Source organism: Phycisphaerales bacterium (assembly GCA_035627955.1).
GTDB lineage: Bacteria > Planctomycetota > Phycisphaerae > Phycisphaerales > UBA1924 > JAEYTB01.
This window is the reverse complement of the sequence record DASPKU010000011.1, coordinates 136,658-157,151: the sequence shown is the minus strand read 5'-3', so window position 1 is coordinate 157,151 and position 20,494 is coordinate 136,658. Positions and strand designations below refer to the sequence as shown.

At 67.8% G+C, this 20,494-nt stretch carries 18 protein-coding genes and 1 tRNA gene; 8 read left to right on the top strand and 11 right to left on the bottom strand.

Annotated elements, in window-relative coordinates; translation table 11 throughout:
* Position 1: 1 nt before the first annotated feature.
* From VD997_09435 to VD997_09410, 6 genes are all read right to left on the bottom strand, one after another.
* Complete coding sequence (locus VD997_09435) at positions 2-1,156, bottom strand: phosphopentomutase (protein HYE62206.1); 1,155 nt, start codon at positions 1,154-1,156, stop codon at positions 2-4.
* A complete protein-coding gene (locus VD997_09430; protein ID HYE62205.1) occupies positions 1,153-2,157 on the bottom strand; it encodes a hypothetical protein in 1,005 nt (334 codons plus the stop codon). Before VD997_09430 ends, VD997_09435 begins: the two co-directional genes overlap by 4 nt.
* 3 nt (positions 2,158-2,160) lie before the next feature.
* Positions 2,161-2,943, bottom strand: coding sequence for a sugar phosphate nucleotidyltransferase (locus tag VD997_09425; protein ID HYE62204.1), 783 nt, complete (start codon positions 2,941-2,943; stop codon positions 2,161-2,163).
* 1 nt (position 2,944) lies between these two features.
* Complete coding sequence (locus VD997_09420) at positions 2,945-4,066, bottom strand: glycosyltransferase (GenBank protein ID HYE62203.1); 1,122 nt, start codon at positions 4,064-4,066, stop codon at positions 2,945-2,947.
* A gap of 6 nt (positions 4,067-4,072) precedes the next feature.
* Positions 4,073-5,392 (bottom strand): inositol-3-phosphate synthase, encoded by a 1,320-nt coding sequence (locus VD997_09415; protein ID HYE62202.1) that lies wholly within the window; start codon positions 5,390-5,392, stop codon positions 4,073-4,075.
* A gap of 291 nt (positions 5,393-5,683) precedes the next feature.
* Positions 5,684-5,756, bottom strand: a tRNA-Ala gene (locus VD997_09410).
* Between the two features lie 204 nt (positions 5,757-5,960).
* Between VD997_09410 and VD997_09405 the strand changes: the two genes are divergently transcribed.
* The 4 genes from VD997_09405 (at position 5,961) to VD997_09390 (ending at position 8,958) form a co-directional block, all read left to right on the top strand.
* Positions 5,961-6,980: a metal ABC transporter substrate-binding protein gene (locus VD997_09405; protein ID HYE62201.1), complete on the top strand. Its 1,020-nt coding sequence runs from the start codon at positions 5,961-5,963 to the stop codon at positions 6,978-6,980.
* A complete protein-coding gene (locus tag VD997_09400) occupies positions 6,977-7,843 on the top strand; it encodes a metal ABC transporter ATP-binding protein (protein HYE62200.1) in 867 nt (288 codons plus the stop codon). Before VD997_09405 ends, VD997_09400 begins: the two co-directional genes overlap by 4 nt.
* On the top strand, positions 7,840-8,703 hold the full coding sequence (locus tag VD997_09395; GenBank protein HYE62199.1) for a metal ABC transporter permease: 864 nt from the start codon (positions 7,840-7,842) through the stop codon (positions 8,701-8,703). Before VD997_09400 ends, VD997_09395 begins: the two co-directional genes overlap by 4 nt.
* A 66-nt stretch (positions 8,704-8,769) precedes the next feature.
* Positions 8,770-8,958 (top strand): hypothetical protein, encoded by a 189-nt coding sequence (locus VD997_09390; protein ID HYE62198.1) that lies wholly within the window; start codon positions 8,770-8,772, stop codon positions 8,956-8,958.
* Positions 8,959-9,446: 488 nt separating this feature from the next.
* On the opposite strand, the gene VD997_09385 is transcribed toward VD997_09390, so the two are convergent.
* From VD997_09385 to rpsU, 3 genes are all read right to left on the bottom strand, one after another.
* Positions 9,447-10,634: a hypothetical protein gene (locus tag VD997_09385; protein HYE62197.1), complete on the bottom strand. Its 1,188-nt coding sequence runs from the start codon at positions 10,632-10,634 to the stop codon at positions 9,447-9,449.
* A 315-nt stretch (positions 10,635-10,949) separates the two neighbouring features.
* Complete coding sequence (locus tag VD997_09380) at positions 10,950-13,574, bottom strand: sodium-translocating pyrophosphatase (protein HYE62196.1); 2,625 nt, start codon at positions 13,572-13,574, stop codon at positions 10,950-10,952.
* A 166-nt stretch (positions 13,575-13,740) separates the two neighbouring features.
* On the bottom strand, positions 13,741-13,968 hold the full coding sequence (rpsU, locus tag VD997_09375) for a 30S ribosomal protein S21 (protein ID HYE62195.1): 228 nt from the start codon (positions 13,966-13,968) through the stop codon (positions 13,741-13,743).
* Positions 13,969-14,215: 247 nt separating this feature from the next.
* Between rpsU and VD997_09370 the strand changes: the two genes are divergently transcribed.
* Genes VD997_09370 through VD997_09355 form a run of 4 tightly spaced genes read left to right on the top strand, consistent with a single transcriptional unit; the run spans position 14,216 to position 15,999 of the window.
* Positions 14,216-14,614, top strand: a complete 399-nt coding sequence (locus VD997_09370; GenBank protein ID HYE62194.1) for a hypothetical protein — start codon at positions 14,216-14,218, stop codon at positions 14,612-14,614.
* A 19-nt stretch (positions 14,615-14,633) separates the two neighbouring features.
* Entirely contained in the window at positions 14,634-14,909 is a 276-nt protein-coding gene (locus VD997_09365; protein ID HYE62193.1) for a hypothetical protein, read from the top strand.
* Between the two features lie 3 nt (positions 14,910-14,912).
* Positions 14,913-15,326, top strand: coding sequence for a PIN domain-containing protein (locus tag VD997_09360; protein ID HYE62192.1), 414 nt, complete (start codon positions 14,913-14,915; stop codon positions 15,324-15,326).
* Between the two features lie 10 nt (positions 15,327-15,336).
* A complete protein-coding gene (locus VD997_09355; GenBank protein HYE62191.1) occupies positions 15,337-15,999 on the top strand; it encodes a DUF2959 family protein in 663 nt (220 codons plus the stop codon).
* 8 nt (positions 16,000-16,007) lie between these two features.
* On the opposite strand, the gene VD997_09350 is transcribed toward VD997_09355, so the two are convergent.
* Both VD997_09350 and VD997_09345 read right to left on the bottom strand, forming a co-directional pair.
* Positions 16,008-16,763, bottom strand: coding sequence for a YebC/PmpR family DNA-binding transcriptional regulator (locus tag VD997_09350; protein HYE62190.1), 756 nt, complete (start codon positions 16,761-16,763; stop codon positions 16,008-16,010).
* A gap of 36 nt (positions 16,764-16,799) precedes the next feature.
* A complete protein-coding gene (locus tag VD997_09345) occupies positions 16,800-20,492 on the bottom strand; it encodes a hypothetical protein (GenBank protein ID HYE62189.1) in 3,693 nt (1,230 codons plus the stop codon).
* Positions 20,493-20,494: the final 2 nt, after the last annotated feature.

Sequence of the window (20,494 nt, the reverse complement as noted above, 5' to 3'; positions counted from 1 at the left end):
CCTACGCCGCGTGCCTCCGTCCCACGCTCCACCCCAGCATCGACCGCCCCACACCCACCCCCTCTACCCCGAACCACTCGCACAGCGTGGCACCGACATCCGCAAAGGTCTCGCGCACCCCCAGCGCGCCCGCCTCAACCCCAAGCATCAGCACCGGCACCTCCTCGCGCGTGTGGTCCGTCCCGCGGAACGTCGGGTCGTTCCCATGATCCGCCGTGATGATGACGAGGTCCTCCCGCGAGCAGTGGGGGAGCAGCGTCCCCAGCCACTCGTCGAACTCCACCAGGGCCCGCGCGTACCCCTCCACATCTCGCCGGTGCCCGTACACCGTGTCAAAGTCCACCAGGTTCGTGAACACCAGGCCCGGCTCCCCGCGCCGCCACAAGTCCAGCGTGCACTCCATCCCCTCGCGGTTGCTCGCCGTCGGGTGGCTCTCGAAAAGGCCGCGCCCGGCGAACAGGTCGAACACCTTCCCAACGGACCGCGTCGCCACGCCCGCTTCCAGCAGGCAGTCCAGCACCGTCCGCGTCGGCTCCATCGAGTAGTCATGCCGGTTCCCCGTCCGCTGCCACGCGCCCTCCGCACCAACAAAGGGCCGCGCAATCACCCGTCCGATGCGGTACGCATCCGCATGCCGGCGTGCCACGCGGCACACCTCGTAAAGCTCCTCCACTGGCACCACACCCTCGTGCGCAGCGATCTGCAGCACCGAATCCGCCGACGTGTACAGGATCAGCCTCCCCGTCGCCACATGCTCCGCCCCCAGCTCATCGATAATCCCCGTCCCGCTCGCGGCCTTGTTCCCAATGAACTCAACCCCGCACTCCTGCTCAATCGCCCGCACGAGCTCCTCGGGAAACCGCTCGAACACCGCGAAGGGCTCCTCCAGCACGCACCCCATCAGCTCCCAGTGCCCGGTCGTGCTGTCCTTCCCCCTCGCCCACGGCCTCATCCGCCCATACGCCCCCACAGGTCGCCCCACCAGCCGCGTCCCGATCACCTGCCCCATCCCCAGCCGCCACAGGTTGGGCAGCTCGATCCCGGTCCGGTCCAGGATGTGCGGCAGCGTGCTCGCGCCGACATCCCCATAGTCCGCCGCGTCCAGCGCGGCGCCTACTCCCACGCTGTCCAGCACGATCACGAGCGCCCGTCTCACGTTCCACCCTGCTGCGGCGAGTGCACCAGCGCCGCCGCTCCCACCCCGGCCCCCTTGCTATGCCCTGCCGCGGCGCGCCCCGGCAACGTAGCCGTCGCGCCCGTCACCATCCGCCCCGGCGCATACCGCCGCACCATCCGTGCACAAAAATCCGCGAACTCCCGCGGGTCCTTGGGCGGGCTCGTGTGGTGCGGCTCGATGCCCCGCGACTCGGGCGTGAAACAGAACGTCCCCGTCACGCGGAACTCCTCGAGCGTCCGCATCTGCCGGTCCAGCCACGCGTCCGCCCCCTCGCGCAGCGAGTCCGACCACGACAGCCCCGTCCGCAGGTACTTCACCCCCAGCTCCCGCATCACCTTCGCGCCGTCATCCAGGCGATGGTCCTCGAAGTGGAACCACTGGCACAGCCCCATCCAGTCCGTGTGGTTCGCGAACTCCGCCAGCCCCGGCTTGCACGCGCCGTCCTCGCGGATCAGACCCATGTAGAAGTGCCGGTAGTACGAACTGCCCTCCGCTTCGCGGTGGCGCGTCGTCGCCGGCCACGCCTTGGGCAGGTCGAAGAGGCTATACCAGTGCACGTGGCTGCACTGCCCCTGCAGCAGCTCGGCCGTGCGCTTCACGCCCCACGCCTGCACCTCCTCCGCCCCGAAGGTGCTCACGCCCACCTCGCTCACCCAGATCGGCAGCTTCGTCACCCGCCGTATCTCCTCCAGCTTCGCCGGCCACTCGTGGATCTGCCAGTGGTTCCAGTCGAGCGGGAAGCCGTGCACGCCGATGGCGTCCACGTGCTCCAGCACGCCCTGCCGCTCCATGCGTTCCACGAACAACGGGTCGATCGGGGACATCCCGCCCAGCACCCGAGGCAGCCGCGGGTTCTCCGCCTTGATCGCCTGCGCCGCCAGGATCACCATCTCCGAGAACATCATCCAGTCCTTGTCGATGGTGAAGTCCCAGTGCGACTTGTTGTTCGGCTCGTTCCACAGCATCACCGCTTCGAGCATCGATCACTTCCCTCCGTTCCTGTGCGCCAGTGCCGGCGCATCCAGCGCCGCCTCCCGTGCGTGCGGGCCGCGCGACAGCACCGCGATCGCCTCGCGGTAGCCGTTCAGCGTGCCCACGTCCACGTACGCCTCGCCCGCCTTCACGCCCAGCGCGCTGCCGCCCTCGGCGAGCCACGCGTTGATCAGCGTGCCCATGTATTCATCGCGCCGGCCCGGCCGTTGCCACAGCGCGTGCAGGTCGTGCAGGACCGCCCCGGGCATCTTGAACGCCCCCCACACCCAGCGCGACCGCGCGTCCTTCTGCTTGACCTGGATCTCCTGCACACGGTTGTGCCGATCGGTCACCACCGCATCGAAGAACTCCGGCCGATCCACCTCGAATAGCAGGAACGACAGCTCGCCGTCGGGCAGCATCGCCATTCCATCCACCGGGAACCAGATCGTGTCCGGCAGCCCGATGAGCACGTGCTCGTCCCGCCCGATCAGCGGCAGCGCCCGGAAGATCGCGTCGCACAGCCCCTTCGCCCGCCCTTGCACCACGTACGCGATGCTCGCCCCCCCGATCGAACCCGCGTAGTAGTTCACGATGTCGTGCTTGCCCGGCGAGATCACGAAGCACAGCTTCGTCGCCCCACCCACGATCATCCGCTCCACGATGTACTCGCTCACCGCCCGCGGCCGCTCCACCCCCTCCTCCACCCGCGAACCCACCGGCAGCAGTTCCTTGCTGAACGCCAGCGGCTGGATCCGGCTCCCGATGCCCGCCGACGGGATGATGCCCCACATCTCAGCCTCCCCTCCCGGCCGCCAGGGCCGCCGCATCATCGATGGCAGTACGTGCGCCGAGCGCTCCTGCAACCGCACGCTCGAAGTCCTGCGCCCGCCGCTCCGACGTGTGCTCGCTCAGGGTCCGCTCCCGCGCCGCCTCCGCCACGCGCCGCAGCTCCGCGTCGCTCAGCTCGATGGCGGCGATGGCGTCGCCGCTGCTGCGCGCCACCAGCACCTCGCAGCCGGGCTCAAAGAACGCCTCCAGCCCCTCGAACCAGTCGGTCAGCACCGGCGCTCCGCACGCCGCGGCCTCAAACAGCCGCCCCGAGGGGCAGTAGCCGTACTCCGCCATCGCCTTCCGCGTCACATTCAGCGTCAGCCGCGACGAGCAGAAGAAGTGCGGGTGCTGCGGGGGCGGCATGTGCCGCACGAAGTAGATGTTGGGCGTCCACGGGAAGTCCGCGGGGTACTGCGCCCCGCCGATCAGGAACCGCCGCTCCGCCAGCTGTTGCGCCGGCTGTATGAACAACTTCTCCAGTGCCTGCTGCCGGTCCGCCGCGTACGTCCCCAGGTACGACAGGTCCGCGCGGTACTGGTCAACAGCGTCAACCGGGTGGTGCACGGCTGGGTCCACATGCCCGTAGAGCGGGGCGACACGCCGCGCACCCAGCGTCGTGCGCAGCTGCTCCAGCGCCCGCCCCCCCGTGTAGCTCAGCACCAGGTCAAAGTCCCCGAGCCCCCGCTCGGGCAGGTACGCCGGCACCTGCCCCGCCTCCAGGTTCGCCAGCGTCACGCCCGTATCGAGGTCATAGAACACCCTCGCCGCGGCCGATGACGACAGCACCAGGTCGCTCGCCGCCCGCCCATCAGGGCAGTACGACGTCACCATGCCCACGTCCGCGTCCGCGAGGTGCCGGCGCGCCAGCTCCAAGGCATCGCCAAACTCGCCGTAGAAGATCAGCTCACCGTCGCGCAGCTCGTGCAGGTCGCGGTGGTACCCCGCGTAGTACGGCACGTCCTTCTCGAAGAACACCACGCGGTGCCCGCGCCGCGCAAGGGCCGCGATCAGCCCCCGCCACAGCGTGGCGTGCCCATTGCCCCAGGAGGAACTCACGGTCAGGCCGAAGACGACGATCTTCATCGCACGTCACCCATTCCGCCCGGAGTGGCCGTTCTTGTTGTGCTTGCCGTTCCCGTTGACGCCCGCCTTCGCCTTCTTCGCGTGCCCGTTGCCGCTCGCGGCGTGCCCGTTCGAGTGGCTGCCCACGTCCCCATTCGAGTGCTCACGCCCGTTCGCATGCCCATTGCCCGCGTCCCGCCCCGGCGCGACGGCCGGCACCACGATCCGCGCCTTCGCGATCTTCGCCACCTTCTTCGCGCCAGGCGTGGATGCATCGCCGCGGATGAAAGCCTCCGTCCGCTCGAACGCCTCCGCGTCCGTGAACTGCTCCGGCGGGCTCTTCATGAACGCGCTGCTCGGCCCGATGAGCGCCCCGCCCACGCCCCGGTCCATCGCCAGCTTCGCGCACCGGACCGCGTCGATCACCACCCCAGCGCTGTTGGGCGAGTCCCACACTTCGAGCTTCAGCTCGCACGACAGCGGCACGTTCCCGAACGTCGTTCCCTCCATGCGGATGTAGCAAAACTTGCGGTCCGCCAGCCACGGCACATAGTCGCTGGGTCCGACGTGGATGTCCTTCTCCGGCAGCTGATAGTCAAGCTGGCTCGTCACCGCCTGCGTCTTGCTCACCTTCTTGCTCTTGAGCCGCTCGCGCTCCAGCATGTTCAGGAAGTCGGTGTTGCCCCCGAAGTTCAGCTGGTAGGTCCGCTCCAGTTTCACGCCGCGCTGGCGGAACAGGTTCGCCAGCACGCGGTGCGTGATCGTCGCGCCCACCTGACTCTTGATGTCATCCCCCAGGATCGGCAGCCCCGCCTTTTCGAACTTCTCACGCCACTCCTTGCGCGAGGCGATGAACACCGGCACGCAGTTGACAAACCCGCACCCCGCGTCCAGCGCCGCTTGGGCGTAAAACTCAGTCGCCTTCTCCGACCCCACCGGCAGGTAGCTCACCACCACGTCCGTGTGGGTCTCCCGCAGCACCTTCGCCACATCCACCGCGCCCGCGTTGCTCTCCTCCACCACGCCGTCCAGGTACACGCCCAGCCCATCCAGCGTCGGCCCGCGCTGCACCATCACGCCCGTCCGCTTCACCTCGCTGAACTTGTACGTGTTGTTGGGTTCCGCGAACACCGCCTCCGCGAGGTCCTTGCCCACCTTCGTCGCGTTCACATCGAACGCCGCCGAGAACTCGATCTGCCCCACGTGGTACCCGCCCAGCGTCACGTGCATCAGCCCCGGCACGAACTCGCCCTCGGGCGCGTCCTTATAGAACGTCACGCCCTGCACGAGCGAGGAGGCACAGTTGCCCACCCCGACCACGGCGACCCTGACCGTCTTCGCTCGCATGCGGTGACTCACCTCGCTGCCGCGCTCCACGGACGAACTGCACGCCCGCGGGCATCGACGCGGCCAAGAGTGGTGCCCGCTGATTCGATGCCGGTGAAGAAACCGTGATTGCCCGGCACTGCCGTCAGGCGCAGTGAGCACCACTCGGCGCGCGTGCGCGCTGCGCCGAGTCGAGCCTTTCACCGTGTGGGCGAGTGGCGCGGTCGGGCGATACGACTCACCAACAGGGCCGCGCAACTCCAAAAACAACAGCACCCCTCGCGGGGTGTGTCTTCCATCTGCCGGTTCAAGTGGAGCGGAGGAGAGTCGAACTCCCGACCTCATCATTGCGAACGATGCGCTCTACCAACTGAGCTACCGCCCCGGAGTGGAGGCGATTGTACCCACGTCACCTCGCGTTGTCGGCCCCGCGCACCTCTCCACGGCCAGCGCCGCACCGAGCCACCGCGCCACGCGCAATCCTCCTCCACAACCCGCCGAGCGGCGCGAACATCCCCATTCCAGCCGGTATACTGTTATTGATTCTCCATTCTCATCTGGCCCACGCCCGCCCCGGAGGCCCGCCGCCATGTGGAAACCCCTCGCACTCCTCCTCGCCGCGGCCCTCCTCGCGCTCGCCCTCACCAGCCCCCTCACCGCGTGCAAGCAGACACCCCCCGCGAAGGTGCCCCGCACCGTCAAGGCCGTGGTCACCGTCGCCCCCCTCAAGTCCCTCGTCGAGCCCCTCCTCCCGCCTGGCAGCTCCGTTACGATCCTCATGCAACCCGGCCGCAGCGAGCACGGCTACGAGTTCACCCCCGCGGACGTCGCCGCTCTCGCCGACGCCAACCTCGTTGTCTACGTCGGCCTCGGCCTGGAGGGGCAGCTCGAGTCCATCCTCGCCAAGCAGAACGCCCCCAACCGCGAGCTCGTCTGCTTCGCCGAAGCCGTGGGCCTCAAGTCTGACCACGACCACGCCCACGATCACGACCACAAGCACGACCACCACGCCCACGACGATCATGACCACGACCACGCCCACGACGAGGTGAACCAGGACCCGCACCTCTGGCTCGACCCTGTCGTCGTCGAAGCCTTCCTCCCCACGCTCTCCGCCTCCGTGCTCAAAGCCTCCTCCACGCCCGGCTCCTCCATCGAGTCCGACCTCGCCCGCGTCGAGGCCGCGACCACGAAGCTCCGCACTCGCGTCCACGAGGTTCACGAGGCCTGGAAGTCCCGCCTCGAGCCCTACAAGGGCCGCGCGGTTGTCACCCACCATAACGCCTTCGCCCGCCCGGCCGCCCGCTACGGCTTCAAGGTCGCCGCCGTCATCCGCGAGTTCGATTCCGACCCCACCCCCGCCGACCTCGCCAAGGTCGCCGACGCCATCCGCGCCCACAATGTCTCCACGATCTTCATTGAGCCGCAGTACAGCCCCGCGGCCGCCAACAAAATCCGCGACATCGCCGGGGTCACCGTCAGCACCCTCGACCCCCTCGGCGACGGGGACTGGTTCGCGATGATGCAGCGCAACCTCGACGCCCTCGCCAAGGGCCTCGAGTCCGCCTCGCCCGCCCCCGCAACACCGACCACCACGGGCGCCAAGTGACCTCCAACGCAATCGAGTTCACCAACGTCTCCTATGCCTACCCCCGCCCGCCGGGGGACCCGGCCCCGCCGCGCCTCGCCCTCGACCGCATCACCCTCGCCGTCCCCGATGGGCAGCGCCTCGGCGTCCTGGGCCCCAACGGCGGCGGAAAATCCACGCTCCTCAAGCTCACCCTCGGCCTGCTCGAGCCCCTGTCCGGCGAGGTCCGCGTCCTGGGTCTCGCGCCAAAGGAAGCCGCCCGCCGCCGCCTGATCGGCTACGTCCCCCAGCGCTCCGCCGCCGAACTCAAGTTCCCCCTCACCGTCCGCCAGGTTGTCGAAATGGGCGCAACCCTGGGCCTCTCACCTTGGAAGTCGCTCTCGCGCGACCAGCGTGCCACCATCGACCGCGCCCTCGAAGCAGTGGGGGCCTCCGACATCGCCTCTGCCCACATCGGTTCCCTCAGCGGCGGCCAGCTCCAGCGCGTCCTGATCGCCCGCGCCCTCGCCTCCGCCCCCAGGCTCCTGCTGCTCGACGAGCCCACCGTCGGCATTGACGCCGTGGGCCAGCAGCAGTTCGCATCGCTCCTCCAGCACCTGCACGACGACCTCAGGCTCACCGTCATGGTCGTCAGCCACGACATCCGCGCCGTTGCCGCTGGCTGCGACCGCGTTGCCTGCCTGTCCCGTACGCTGCACTTCCACGCAGCGCCGCAGGGCCTCACCCCCGCCGTGCTCGCCGAGGTCTTCCGCCACGACGTCGCCGCGATCTTTGGCGACGTCCACGTGGACGCCCACAGCGCCGCCGCCTGCACCGACCCCGCGCACCACCACCAGCCCGCGCAAGTCCCCGTCACCATCCGCGTGGAGAAGTCCGCGCGATGAACACCTTCCGCTACTTCTCCGATGCCAACATGGCCGGCGCCCTCTGGCCCGTGGTCGTCACCGGCCTCGCCGTCGCCATGCTCTGCGCGCTCCTCAGCGTGCTCGTCGTCCTCAAGCGCCTTGCCTTCATCGGCCAGGGCATCAGCCACGCCGGCTTCGGCGGCATGGGCCTGGCCGCTGTCATGGGCCTCGCCGCCGCTGCGGCCGCGGGCTCCCCCTCCGCCTCCGTCGGCCAGTTCCTCGTCGTGCTCGCCTTCTGCCTGCTGTCCGCACTCCTCATCGGGTTCCTCAACGAGCGCGGCCAGGCCGAGTCCGACACCGCCATCGGCATCGTCCTGGTCGGCACCATGGCCATCGGCATCGTGCTCATGCGCGCTGCCCGCAGCCGCGTCAACGTCGAGAGCTTCCTTTTCGGCGACCTCCTGGCCGTCAACTGGACCGACGCCGCCATCGGCTGGTCCGTCACCGCCGCCATCCTCCTCGCCCTCTGGGCCGCCCGCCGCCCGCTGCTCTTCTGGAGCTTCGACCCCACCGTCGCCCGCGCCCTGGGCGTGAGCGACCGCCGCATGAACCTCCTCCTGATGTTCCTGCTCGGCCTCGCCACCGTCACTGCCATGCGCCTCGCCGGCGCCGTCCTCGCCACCGCGATGCTCGTGCTCCCGGGCGCGATCGCGCTTCGCCTCAGCCGTCGCTGGGCCGCCGTCCTATGGCTCGCCGCCGCGGCCGCGCTTGTAGGCATCCTCGGCGGCCTGCTCGTCAGCCTTGAGCTCAGCTGGCCCCCCGGCGCTGCAATCGTTACGGTTCTTTGCGCCCTCTTCGCGCTCGCTTGTGCGCCTGCCCTCACCCGACGCGCCGCCTGACAGAAGGCCTGAGCGTCATCGAGGGCTCGGCCCGCCGCGGGCCGACTCCTCTACACTGCTCGCGCCATGAAAGCCGAAACCATCCTCGCCGAGCTCAACCGCCTCCGCAAAGACCTCAAGGAGGACCCCACCGACATTGAGTGGCTCACCCTCCACCACGCATTCATCTACATCAGCTACAAAATGGGCGACTTCCAGAAGTACCTCGACCAGGAAGCCGCTAAGGGTTCCTTCAAGCCCTTCGAATCCGAGTAAGGCATCCCCGTCAGACCTATGGGACCTATCCCCCAACCCCAAATTCTCGAAACTATTTCCAACCCTCGAACGTACTCATTCTCGACACTTGAGTATCACGCGGCCGAGCCGGCCACATCCCGGGAAAACCCGGTACGGCGGCAAGGCCTCGTGACGACCGCTTCTGCTGGGCCACGACGGCCGACGGAATCGGGCGATGTGCCGCGGGTGACGGCCCGCGGGGTAAGAGTTCGGCGGCGGCCCCGTACAGGGTCGCGGCGGCCGAAAGGGCTCTTGCAGAAGGAGGTGATCCAGTGACGAATTGTGACTGTACTCGAGGGCTGCGTCGCTAAGACGTGCTCGACGGAGCCGTTTGACGCGGCCCCCTACGGAACCTGTGAAGGAAACGTCGACCGGCCATCCCCGCAGGGATGGCCGGTTGTCTTTTTGCCCGTGCCACCGAGATGTCCTCATCTCGGTGGCTTCCTGGTGCGAGCGCCACGTGCCGCTCACGCCAACTCGTTCACCAGGTCCTGTGTCGTCTGCTCCGCCGCCGACACGATGCCGTACGCCAGCTCCACGGCCGAACTGCTGTCCACGATCGCCGTCGCGATGTCCAGCCCGAGTCCCACGGCCATGTCCACGTACTTGATCGCATCCGGCAGCCCGTCCTTCATCTTCTTGAGCGCGTCCTCGTACGCCTTCTGGCGCGCCTCGGCACGGTTGATCGCCTCGTTGGTCTTCACCGTCGCCTGGATGATCTTGTCCAGCGCCTTCTCCACCTCCGCCAGCTTGACCGAGACCTTGCCCACTTTCTGCGCCGGCAGCGTCTTCTTCGCCTGATCGAACTTCTTCGACCACGCCTCCTGCACATCCATCGCCTCGTAGATCTTCTCCGAAAGGCCGCGCGACTTCTTCTCCAGCTCCGCGATCTTCACCTTGTGCACCGCCACGTGGCCCGTACAGTTCTTCAGCGACGGCCCTTCGATGCCCACCACCTTGCTCGCGACGTTCAGGCCAATCTCCTTGGCGCCCTGCTTGACCTTCTGCGCCTTGGTCGCGTTGGCCAGGTCCTGCTGCATGATCTTCTTCAGTACGATCAGCTCGGCCTGGATCAGCTTCGCCATTTTGTCCGCGTCGATCGCCAGCTTCACGCATTCTTGCGCGATCGTCACCCCGCCCTTCACGATGCCGACGATCCCAAGCGGCGTCAGCGCCCCCGAGCTCAGCACCGACACCGCCGCGCCCCCGGCGACCAGGATTGCCGTCACCCCGATCTTGGCCCCCGCTTTGATCCGGAAAACCTTCAGCTCGGACTGCCCCTGCTTGAACTTCTCGTAGAGCTGCACGGCCTCGTCGGCCATCTCGTCGCCCGCGATCTCCAGCCGCTTGTTGACGGCCTGCTGCAGGTCCCGCGAGAACGCGTCCGCGGCCTTCTTGTCGAACTTCTTTGCCTTCGTCTCCGCCGTGGTGATCGCCTTCAGCAGGTCCACCACCGCGGCGTCCGCCTTCTGCTTGGCCATGCTCTGCAGCTTCTGCAGCCACGTCGGGTTCTTGGAGAGGATCGCGTACAGCTTGTCGTCCAGATCAATCACGATCTGGATCGTCATGCTCTTAGGCAGCGTCACGTACTCAAGCTTGGCCTTGCCCTGGAGCTGCTTGCCCAGGTCGAAGTTCACCGCCGTCCACTTCTTCATGACCGCTCCTCCTCAACTCCCGCGCCACCGGTCCGGGTATGCGCCGCGAGCATACCAGCTTCACCCATTCCGTTGTCAATAGAGAGCCGATCGCGCAAGCGATCCCGTCCGCCCTCCAGCTGCAAACGCGCACCCTCAAATCCTCCGCCAGCACTCGCCCGCTCTCTACCCCCGCTCCCTTCGCGCCTTCGCTCCCCTTCGCGACCTTCGCGTTCCCTTCCCGCCTTCGTCCGCCAACCTCCGCGGTGGACTCCCCAAAAACAAACAGGCCCCGGCGTCACCGCCGGGGCCTGCAGAACTCACTCGAACAAAGTCTCAGTGCCGCGCCGGAACCGCGACCCGCCCGATCATCATCCCGTAGAACGAGCGGTACACAAAGAACGCCGACACCGCGAAGAACAGCCCGGTCAGGGCCATCGTCAGCGTCGTGTGCGTCTCGCCGTCCTCGCCCTTCATGCTCACCGCCAGTTCCACGGCCAGCAGGCCGAACAGCGTGGTGAACTTGATCACCGGGTTCATAGCCACCGAGCTGGTGTCCTTGAACGGGTCGCCGACGGTATCGCCCACGACCGTGGCCGCGTGCAGGTCGCTGCCCTTGCCGCGACCGGTTCCCTTGAAGGCGGGGTCGGTCTCGACAATCTTCTTGGCGTTATCCCAGGCGCCGCCAGCGTTGGCCATGAAGATCGCCTGGTACAGGCCGAACAGCGCGATCGACACCAGGTACCCGATGAAGAAGAACGATTCGTAGAACGCGAACGCGAGCGTCGCGAAGAACACGCCCAGGAAGATGTTGAACATGCCCTTCTGCGCGTACTGCGTGCAGATGGTCACCACCTTCTGGCTGTCCTCAACGCTCGCCTTGGTCGAGCCCTCGAGCTTGATGTTGGCCTTGATGAACTCCACCGCGCGGTACGCGCCCGTGGACACCGCCTGCGTGGAGGAGCCGGTGAACCAGTAGATCACCGCGCCGCCCGTGATCAGGCCCAGCAGGAAGGGCGGGTGCAGCAGCGACAGCTTCGCAAGGTACTGGGTCTCCAGCCCGTGCGTCAGGGCCACGATGATCGCGAACACCATCGTCGTGGCGCCCACCACCGCGGTGCCGATCAGCACCGGCTTGGCGGTCGCCTTGAAGGTGTTGCCCGCGCCGTCGTTCTCCTCCAGGAACTCCTTGGCCTTCTCGAACTCGGGCTTGAACCCGAAGTTCTTCTGGATGTCCTCGTTGATCCCCGGCGTCGTCTCGATCGTCGAGAGCTCATACACCGACTGGGCGTTGTCCGTCACCGGGCCGTAGCTGTCCACGGCGATCGTCACCGGGCCCATGCCCAGGAAGCCGAAGGCAACGAGGCCGAAAGCGAACACCGCCGGCGCCATCATGATCGTGCTGCCGTGGTCCTGCATGCCCGGGAAGTAGTTGCTCACCCAGTATGCCAGACCCATCAGCACCATGATGGCGATGCCCAGCCAGTAAGCCGAGAAGTTGCCGGCGACGAAGCCCGACAGAATGTTGAGCGACGCCCCGCCCTGCTCCGAGCTCGTCACGACCTCACGAACGTGCCGCGAGTTGGTCGAGGTGAACACCTTCACCAGCTCAGGGATGATCGCGCCCGCGGCCGTGCCGCAGGTGATGATCAGCGACAGCTTCCACCACCAGGTGTTGTCGCCCGCGATCGTCGGGATCAGGTAGTACGAGGCCAGGAAGGTCAGCACCACCGACACGATCGAGGTCAGGAACACCAGCGTCGTCAGCGGGTGCTCGAAGTTCATCTTGGGGGCGTTGCTATACTTGGCCTTGGCCGCGGCCTCGTTGAGGAAGTAGGACAGGGCGGACGCGATCACCATGATGATGCGCATCGCGAACAGCCAGACAAGCAGCTGGATCTGGATCGTCTGGTAGTCCGGGCCCGCGGTGTTGGCGTTGATCGCGAGCATGATGAACGTGATCAGGGCCACGCCCGTGACGCCGTAGGTCTCAAAGCCGTCGGCGGAGGGGCCCACCGAGTCGCCCGCGTTGTCACCCACGCAGTCGGCGATCACGCCGGGGTTGCGGGCGTCGTCCTCCTTGATCTTGAAGACGATCTTCATCAGGTCGGAGCCGATGTCCGCGATCTTCGTGAAGATGCCGCCCGCGATACGCAGGGCCGAAGCGCCCAGCGACTCGCCGATGGCGAAGCCGATGAGGCACGCGCCCGACACCTCGCCCGGCACCCACAGCAGGATGCCCAGCATGATCAGCAGCTCGACCGAGATCAGCGCCATGCCGATCGACATGCCCGCCTTCAACGGGATCGCGTAGCACGGGAACGGCTTGCCCCGCAGCGACGCGAACGCCGCGCGGCTGTTGGCGAACGTGTTCACGCGGATGCCAAACCACGCCACCCCGTACGAGCCCGCCATGCCCAGCAGCGAGAAGGCCAGAATAATCGCGACCTTGCCCATGGACAGGCCCGTGCCGCCCTCGGGGTTGGGCACCAGCCAGCCGAAGTACCAGCCCACCGCCACCGCGATGAACGCCCAGAGAAGCATCAGGAACTTGCCCTGCTGCACCATGTAGCTCTTGCACGTGACGTAGATCAGCTCGGAAACGTCGAGCATCGCCTTGTGCACCGGCATGTTCTTGAGCTGCGCGTAGATCAGCAGGCCGAACAGCATGCCCAGCGCGGACACGACCACGCCCGCCAGCAGCAGCTGGTCACCGCCGACGCTGCCGTTGAAGAACTTCACCTGCCCCACGTCCGGCAGCACGAGGTTGGCCTCGCCACCGCCGTGGTGCTTGCCCGCCTGCTTCACGGCCTCGCCCAGCGGCCGGATGTCGACCTTTGGCGGATCGCCCGCGAGGCCGGTGTTCTGCGCAATTGCTGCGGGGCTCAGGAAAGACACCAGGGCGGCGAAGAGCACACCCAGGCACCACAAGGACTTCTGCTTGGTCACCAGGAGGGACATCTCTTTGGGCCTCACGAGTAGGGGGATTTTTGTGGATCCAGAGACCGACAGCGACGGCGTGTTTAACACACAGGATCAGGGGGGTTGATGGACGGAACCCCGGCGTCGCGGGAGTGAAAGCTCTAACGCAAACGGCACGCCGGAAGGGCGTGCCGTGGTTCAACGCTTAGTCGCGCTTCTCGGGCTTGGCGGGCTTGGCCATCGGCCCAAGCTCGGTCTTGATGCGGCGGACCTGGCTCTTGCGGGCGGCCCGGCGGCGGCGCTCGGAGGGCTTCTCGTAGAACTCCTTGCGCTTGATGTCCTTCGTCAGGCCTTCCTTCTCGCACAGCTTCTTGAAGCGGCGCATCAGGCCCTCGACACTCTCGCCACCACGGGACTTCACTCGGATCGCCATAAAGGTTCGCACCCTTCTCAGTCGGTACCACAGCCTTCCGGGAGACAGACCCGGCAGGGGGGTAAGTAAAGGATGCGTCAGGGCCGGGATCAACCCCCACCCAGAGCAACCTGCCGTTGTGGCCCCCCTCCGGCGTGGGGGTGGGTTGGGGAAGGGTGTTGGCAAACACTACCCGGAACCTACCGATTCATCCTCGCAGCCCAAGGCTGCCGATCTGCTGCTCATTCTTGCGCCCCCGGAGCCCCCGATGAACCCCCGCCTCCTGCCAATCCTTGCCCTCGTCACTCTCCTCCCCGCCTGCTCCCCCGAGGTGAAAACCCACGGCCCTCGCCAGGACGTCACCGCCACCTACCACAACGCCGCCCTCTCCACCAGCCTCGCCCCGACAGCACGCGTCCCGGCCGTGATCGCCGCCGCCGACCAGACGCTCCGCGCCCGCGGCTACGCCGTGCAGCGCAGCACCGCCACCGAGGAAGCCGGCGAGCTCATCGCCAACGCCCCCCGCTACAACAACTACCCCCGCGTCCGCGTCCGCGCCACCCGCGCCGATGCCGCGACGCTCCTTGAGGTCAAGGTTGAGCCCTTCGGCGACCAGGAGCTCTCCCGCTCGGTCCTCGATGGCATCCTCCAGAAGCTGGGGCAGTGACCTCCCTTATACTTGAGGTATGACCACCTACCGCGGCAAGATCGAGGCGGGCAAGATTGTCCTGAAGGACATGCCCAGGTTCCCGGATGGGACCGAGGTTGAGGTCACTCTTACGCAGCTTTCCCCCTCAAATGGGCCCGCATCGCCTGCCAGCCCTGCGCCTGCTGACGACGAGGATGACCCCATTTTCCATATTGCTGACCGTGCCGTGAAGACGGGGATCCCGGACCTGGCCGCCGAGCATGACCATTACGCGTACGGCACGCCGAAGCGCCGCGATCAGAAGCCACAGTAACCGATGCCAGAACAGGTCTTCATCGACTCCGCCGGTCTGCTTGCCATCCTGAGCGAGGATGACGAGCACCACGCGAAGGCGGTCACCTTGTTCGCGGAACTCAACCGGACCGCAACCCGGTACGTGACCTCCGACTTTGTACTCGGCGAGTTTCTAGCGTCGGCGTCCCGAGTCATCATCCGTGCGGAAGCGGCGATCACCGTCGATCAGCTGCGTCGCTCCGCCCGCGTGACCATTGTCGAGGGGACGCGGGTACTCTGGGACCGCTCTTTCGATCTGTACAAGAGCCGCCCAGACAAGCAGTGGTCACTTGTTGATTGCTCCAGCATGCTGCTCTGCGCGGACTTCAACATTCATCGGGTTCTCACGACCGATCACCACCTTGAGCAGGCCGGGCTCGTCCGTCTCCTCCGCTGAGGTCCTTCCTATGAACCGAATTGCAACGCCGCTCCTCGTGCTGGTCGCAATCGTCTTTGCCGCCCCCCTCGGCTGCTCCAAAGCCTACTACCGCACCATGGAGGCCTTCGGCAAGGAGAAGCGCGACATCCTCACTTCCCGCGTGAAGGAAGCCCAGGAGGGGCAGGAAGAGGCCAAGGAGCAGTTCGAGTCCGCACTTGACCGCTTCAGCAAGCTCGTCAACGCACCCGACTCCGACCTCCGCAAGGCCTACAACCGCGCCAAGGACGACTTCGACAGGAGCGAGTCCCGCGCCAACGCCGTGCGCGACAAGGTCGACGCCGTGGAGGAGGTCGGTCGCGACCTGTTCAACGAGTGGGAGCGCGAGCTCAAGGAGTACAGCACCGAGGACGCCCGCTCACGCTCGCGCCGCCAGCTCCAGGAAACCCGCCGCCGCTACGACCAGATGCTCGCCGCCATGAAGCGGGCCGAGGCCTCCATGGACCCCGTGCTCGACCGCTTCCGTGACGCCGTGCTCAGCCTCAAGCACACCCTCAACGCCGAGGCTGTCGCCGCCCTCCGCGGCACCGTCTCCGACCTCGAGGACGAGGTCGAGTCCCTCATCAAGGACATGGAGCGCTCCATCGAGGAGAGCAACCGCTTCATCGCACAGATGCAGAAGGCCGAAGAGTAAACGGCGCTTCAGCCCAGGTCCGCGTCCCCGATCTCGGCATTCGTATACACCTTCTGCACGTCGTCGAGGTCTTCGAGCGCATCCACCAGCTCCAGCACGCTCTTGGCCTGCTCGCCCGCGACCGCCACGCTGTTGTCCGGCACCATCGTCAGCTCGGCCGCGCTGATCGCCAGCCCCGCCTTCTCTAGCGCTTCCTTCACACCGTTGAAGGCCGGCACCTCGGTCAGGATCGTCCATGAAGCATCGTCCTCGCCGGCGTCCTCCGGTGCCTGTGCGTCGAGCGCTCCCGCCTCGATCGCCAGCTCCATCATCCGCTCCTCGCTCACGCCCTTCGCCATGACCACGATCTGCCCCCGCGGCTGGAACATGTACGCCACGCACCCCGACGCCCCGACGTTGCCCCCCGCGTCGCTGAACGCGTTCCGCACGTCCGTGATCGTCCGCGTTCGGTTGTCCGTCAGCGCATCCACGATCACCGCGACCCCGCCCGGCGCGTACCCCTCGTAGCGGATCGTCTCGTAGTTCGCCGTGTCGCCCCCGCCCGCCCCCTTCTTGATCGCGCGCTCGATCGTGTCCCGCGGCATGTTGGCGTACCGCGCTTCGTCGATCGCGTACCGCAGCGACAGGTTCGAGTCAGGATCGGGCCCGCCGTGCTTGGCCGCCACGATGATCGCCTTGCTGATCTTGGTCCACACCTTGCCCCGCCGCTTGTCGACCACGGCCTTGCGGTGCTTGATCTTGCTCCACTTGTTGTGCCCAGCCACTGATTGCCCTCGCTGTGAACCTCGACCCCGCGCGCCTCAGCGCGCCTGCACCTGCACGCCGGGCGCCAACGGCGCCACGGGCACTTCCCGCCCTTCCTTGGCCGCGCTCAGCTTCGCCCGTACCTTCTCGCGCTCCTCCTCCACCAGCGACTTCCGCAGCTCCGTCATCGGATCCTTCGCGATGAACTCCGCCAGCCGCTCGCTCAGGATCTGCTCGGCCTGTTGCCACAGCACCTTCGCGTGCTCGCGGTTCTCATCCTTGCCGGTGCGCCACAGCGCGTCCGCATAGTGGTCAGCCAGAGTCGGGTTGACCGGGTCGTCCGCGGCTGCCAGCGCCAGCAGCGTCACCGCGCCCTGCTGCGTGAGGTTCCCATCCGCATCCACCTCATCGACGATGTGCCCCTTCTTATACAGCAGCCAACCCATCGAATCGATCACGCTCGCCTCGAGGCTCAACTCCGCGTATGCGGCGCGGATGAGCCTGTCCGCGTCCTCGAGGTTCTCGCCGCGCTCCAGCAGCTGGTAGCCGAGGTCATTCGCCGCCCAGGGGTGATCGGGCTTGAGCTGCAGGCACAGCCGGTACGCCCGCTCCGTGACCTGCTCGCGCCCGCGCGACGGCACAAGCGAGCCGAGGGCATACAGCAGCTCCGCCTTCTGATCGTTCAGCTCGTGCGGGACCTTGATGTGCGCTCCCAGCCGCCGCTCTACCTCCTCGATCAGGAGCTGCACCTCGTCCGCATCGGTGAGCTCCGACGCGAACTGCTCGACATCCGCCGGCGTGCCGCGCACGGCGACCACGCGCAGCCACTCGAAGTACATCGCCGCGAGCGCGGGCCGGATGTGCCGGGCCGCGGCCGCCGCGAAGCGGATGTGCGGCCCTCCGTCAGTCCTTTTCTCGAGCTCCGAGAGCACCAGCACGTAACCGTCCAGCGGCCGCGCCGGCGCCTCCTTCGCCAGCGCCTCGACGGCCTCGATCAGCCGGCGCGGGTCGTCGTAATGAGAGGCCGTGAGCAGCACCAGCCGCAGCCGATGCAGATGATCGCCCATTGGCACCCGCCCAGCGATCAGCTCCAGCAGGTGCAGCGCCGACTTCACGTTCTCGGGGTCGAGTTCCGCCAGCTTCTGCGGCTCCATCCGCAGCACCACCGCCGCGAGCCGGCTCATCTGATCCTTTGTCAGCTGCAGGTCGGTGGGGACGCCGTTGACCAACGTGCTCGTCGCCTCCGCCACCTCCCCCCGGTGCACCAGCAGCTCGGCGAGCTCGATCGACCCGTCGATCCCACGGGGGGCTCCCCGCAACCGCTCGAGCGCCAGCCGTTCCGCGACCTCCGGCTTCCCCAGCGGCTCGCGCGCAATCCACTCGCGCATGCGTGCGACTTCCGGCGATGGCCACTTCGCGAGGCGAGAGGCCAGCAGCGACTCGGCCTCTTCACCCTTCCCCTGTGCCGCCAGCACCCGCGCCAGGCTCGCCACCAGGAGCGTCGAGTCAGGGCGAGCCTCCAGCCGCTCGCGCAGCCACCGCTCCCCGCGCTCCGTCACCGGCGGATCGGCCTTTGCCGCCCGCTCCCACACCGTAACGAGCAGGTTCATCACCGACCCGTTCTCGTTGTGCTCGCTCAGCAGGCCGAGCAGCTGCGTCTCCGCCGGCGCCCACTGCGACCGGGCGATGAGCTCCTGCGCGTTGATCCCGCGGATCACGCGGCTGCTGGGGATGTTCTGCCGCAGCTGCCGCGCCACCGCCGTCAGCTTGGCCTCGTCCGCCAGCGGCCCCTCCGTCATGTACAGCGAGATGAGCGGCTCGTACACCCGCTCATCGAACCGGTCCCGCTCCAGCGCCCGCCGCAGATACCCCTCCGCCCGCGCCGGCTGCTCCGTGCGGATGGCGAGCTCCGCGGCCAGCAGCAGGTGCTCTGTCGCCGGCGCAACGCCCGACTGAGCCAGCAACGCGTCGATCTTCTCGAGCGCCCCCGCGAACTGCTGCAGCACCTTCAGTGTGAGCGCGTGCGCCTCCATCCCCCGCGCCGTCTTCAGCCCGGCAAGCCGCTGCTCCGCGTCCTTCGCGACGTCCCACTTACCGCACGCGGCCGCGCACGACGCCCGCAGCGCCAGCCCGCCCGCCACGTACGGCTCCTTGAACTCCCCCTCCAGCCGGGCCAGCCCCAGGTCAGGGCGTCCCAGCTTCGACACGATCGCCGCGTACAGCAGGCGCGCCGCCGGCGAGCGGTCCTTCGCCAGCATCTCCACCGACGTGTCCACCCCCTGCCCGCGGTTCAGCAGTACGCCCGCGTACACCTCGGCCGCGATTGGGGCCGCGCTCGTCAGCGCCAGCGCCTCCTTCACGCGACCGCGCACGTCCTCCGCCGCGTACGCGCCCAGCACCTCCGCAGCAAGGTCCGCGTCAAAGGGCGACTGCGTCAGCCGCAAGCGCAGCGCCCCACGGGACGCATCCCCCGTCAGCGCCGCGGCCCGCGCCCGCGCCAGCCGGTTCAGCACCGTCGGCGTCGCCTGCGGCCCCATCGACGCCGCGACCTCATCCACCGCCTCCGCCAGCCGCGGCCCGACCTCCGTGTTCCGCGCCAAGTACGTGATTACCGCCATGTGGCGGTCCTCGACGCGCCCCTCCGAAGCCCGGATGTCGTTCACCACCACCAGCGCCGCGTCCGCGCTCCGCCCCTGCTTCAGGTGTGCATACACCTGTTTGGCCACCAGCGCCTGCGGGTCCAGCGCCGTCGCCTCCGCCGCTGCTGCGTACGCGCTCGCCGCCCGCCCGAACTCACCCAGCCGGAACGACACATCACCCACCCGCTGCCACAGGTCGCCGCGCCGGCGCAGCACCTCCGCCAGCTCGTTCCGCAGCGGGCTCGCCGCGATGCTCGCCACCGGAGTCCGCAGCCCCGCCTCCAGCAGATCGCGAGAAGCGGTCAGATACCCGAGAGCCCCGAGCGCCTCCGCCAGGTCGACGTCCAGCAGCTGCATGGAACCCGGGTCGTTGTTTGCCGCCGCGTGCCCCCGCGCGGGCGCCAGCTTCTTCGCCGCGTCCTCGTACCGCTTGGCCCGCAGGTCTTCGCGTGCGACCAGGACAGTCACCCGCGTCTCGCGGCTGCCCAGCCGGTGCGCCTTCTGGAACGACGTCATCGCCGACGTCCGACGCCCGAGCTCCAGCTGCGCCTGCCCCAGCTCCCTCCACACCTCCGGCGCATTAGGGTCCAGGCGCGCCGCGGACTCCAGGTCCGTCACCGCCTTCGCCGCCTGCCCCTCTAGCAGCTTTGTCCGCCCGCTCACATACAGCCGCAGCGCCTGAGGGTTGCCGCCTGCGTCACTTTGCGCCCCCTTCTTTGACTCCTGGGCCGAACTTCCCGCCGCGTCCTCCGATGCAGGCGCAAACTCCGCCAGCACCTCCGCCAGCGCCCGGCGCGCCCGCGGGTGCGCCTCATCCCCCAGCGGCGACAGCACGCCTGCATCGACACCGGGCGGTGCGGGCAATTCCAGCGCCTTGCGATCAGGGCTGCGTGACTGCCGCTCCGCAAGCCTGCTCAAGCTCTCGTACCGCGGGGCCGCCGTAGTCGCAGGCCGGCCATCAGCACCAGTGCTGGCCGTCGCCTCTGCGGTGCGCGCCTCCGCCCTCGGCTTCCCCGCGCACCCCCAGCCCGTTACCGACGCCGCCAGGCCCGCGGTTGCGAGCAGCGTGCGCACCCATCTCGCCACTCCACGCACGTCGGACGTCGACATTC

Excerpts from the sequence above, each read along its gene's own strand:
- VD997_09430 (HYE62205.1), bottom strand. The coding sequence starts at position 2,157 with ATGCTCGAAGCGGTGATGCTGTGGAACGAGCCGAACAACAAGTCGCAC.
- VD997_09425 (HYE62204.1), bottom strand. The coding sequence starts at position 2,943 with ATGTGGGGCATCATCCCGTCGGCGGGCATCGGGAGCCGGATCCAGCCG.
- VD997_09420 (HYE62203.1), bottom strand. The coding sequence starts at position 4,066 with ATGAAGATCGTCGTCTTCGGCCTGACCGTGAGTTCCTCCTGGGGCAAT.
- VD997_09415 (HYE62202.1), bottom strand. The coding sequence starts at position 5,392 with ATGCGAGCGAAGACGGTCAGGGTCGCCGTGGTCGGGGTGGGCAACTGT.
- VD997_09405 (HYE62201.1), top strand. The coding sequence starts at position 5,961 with ATGTGGAAACCCCTCGCACTCCTCCTCGCCGCGGCCCTCCTCGCGCTC.
- VD997_09395 (HYE62199.1), top strand. The coding sequence starts at position 7,840 with ATGAACACCTTCCGCTACTTCTCCGATGCCAACATGGCCGGCGCCCTC.
- VD997_09390 (HYE62198.1), top strand. The coding sequence starts at position 8,770 with ATGAAAGCCGAAACCATCCTCGCCGAGCTCAACCGCCTCCGCAAAGAC.
- VD997_09385 (HYE62197.1), bottom strand. The coding sequence starts at position 10,634 with ATGAAGAAGTGGACGGCGGTGAACTTCGACCTGGGCAAGCAGCTCCAG.
- VD997_09380 (HYE62196.1), bottom strand. The coding sequence starts at position 13,574 with ATGTCCCTCCTGGTGACCAAGCAGAAGTCCTTGTGGTGCCTGGGTGTG.
- rpsU (HYE62195.1), bottom strand. The coding sequence starts at position 13,968 with ATGGCGATCCGAGTGAAGTCCCGTGGTGGCGAGAGTGTCGAGGGCCTG.
- VD997_09370 (HYE62194.1), top strand. The coding sequence starts at position 14,216 with ATGAACCCCCGCCTCCTGCCAATCCTTGCCCTCGTCACTCTCCTCCCC.
- VD997_09365 (HYE62193.1), top strand. The coding sequence starts at position 14,634 with ATGACCACCTACCGCGGCAAGATCGAGGCGGGCAAGATTGTCCTGAAG.
- VD997_09360 (HYE62192.1), top strand. The coding sequence starts at position 14,913 with ATGCCAGAACAGGTCTTCATCGACTCCGCCGGTCTGCTTGCCATCCTG.
- VD997_09355 (HYE62191.1), top strand. The coding sequence starts at position 15,337 with ATGAACCGAATTGCAACGCCGCTCCTCGTGCTGGTCGCAATCGTCTTT.
- VD997_09345 (HYE62189.1), bottom strand. The coding sequence starts at position 20,492 with ATGTCGACGTCCGACGTGCGTGGAGTGGCGAGATGGGTGCGCACGCTG.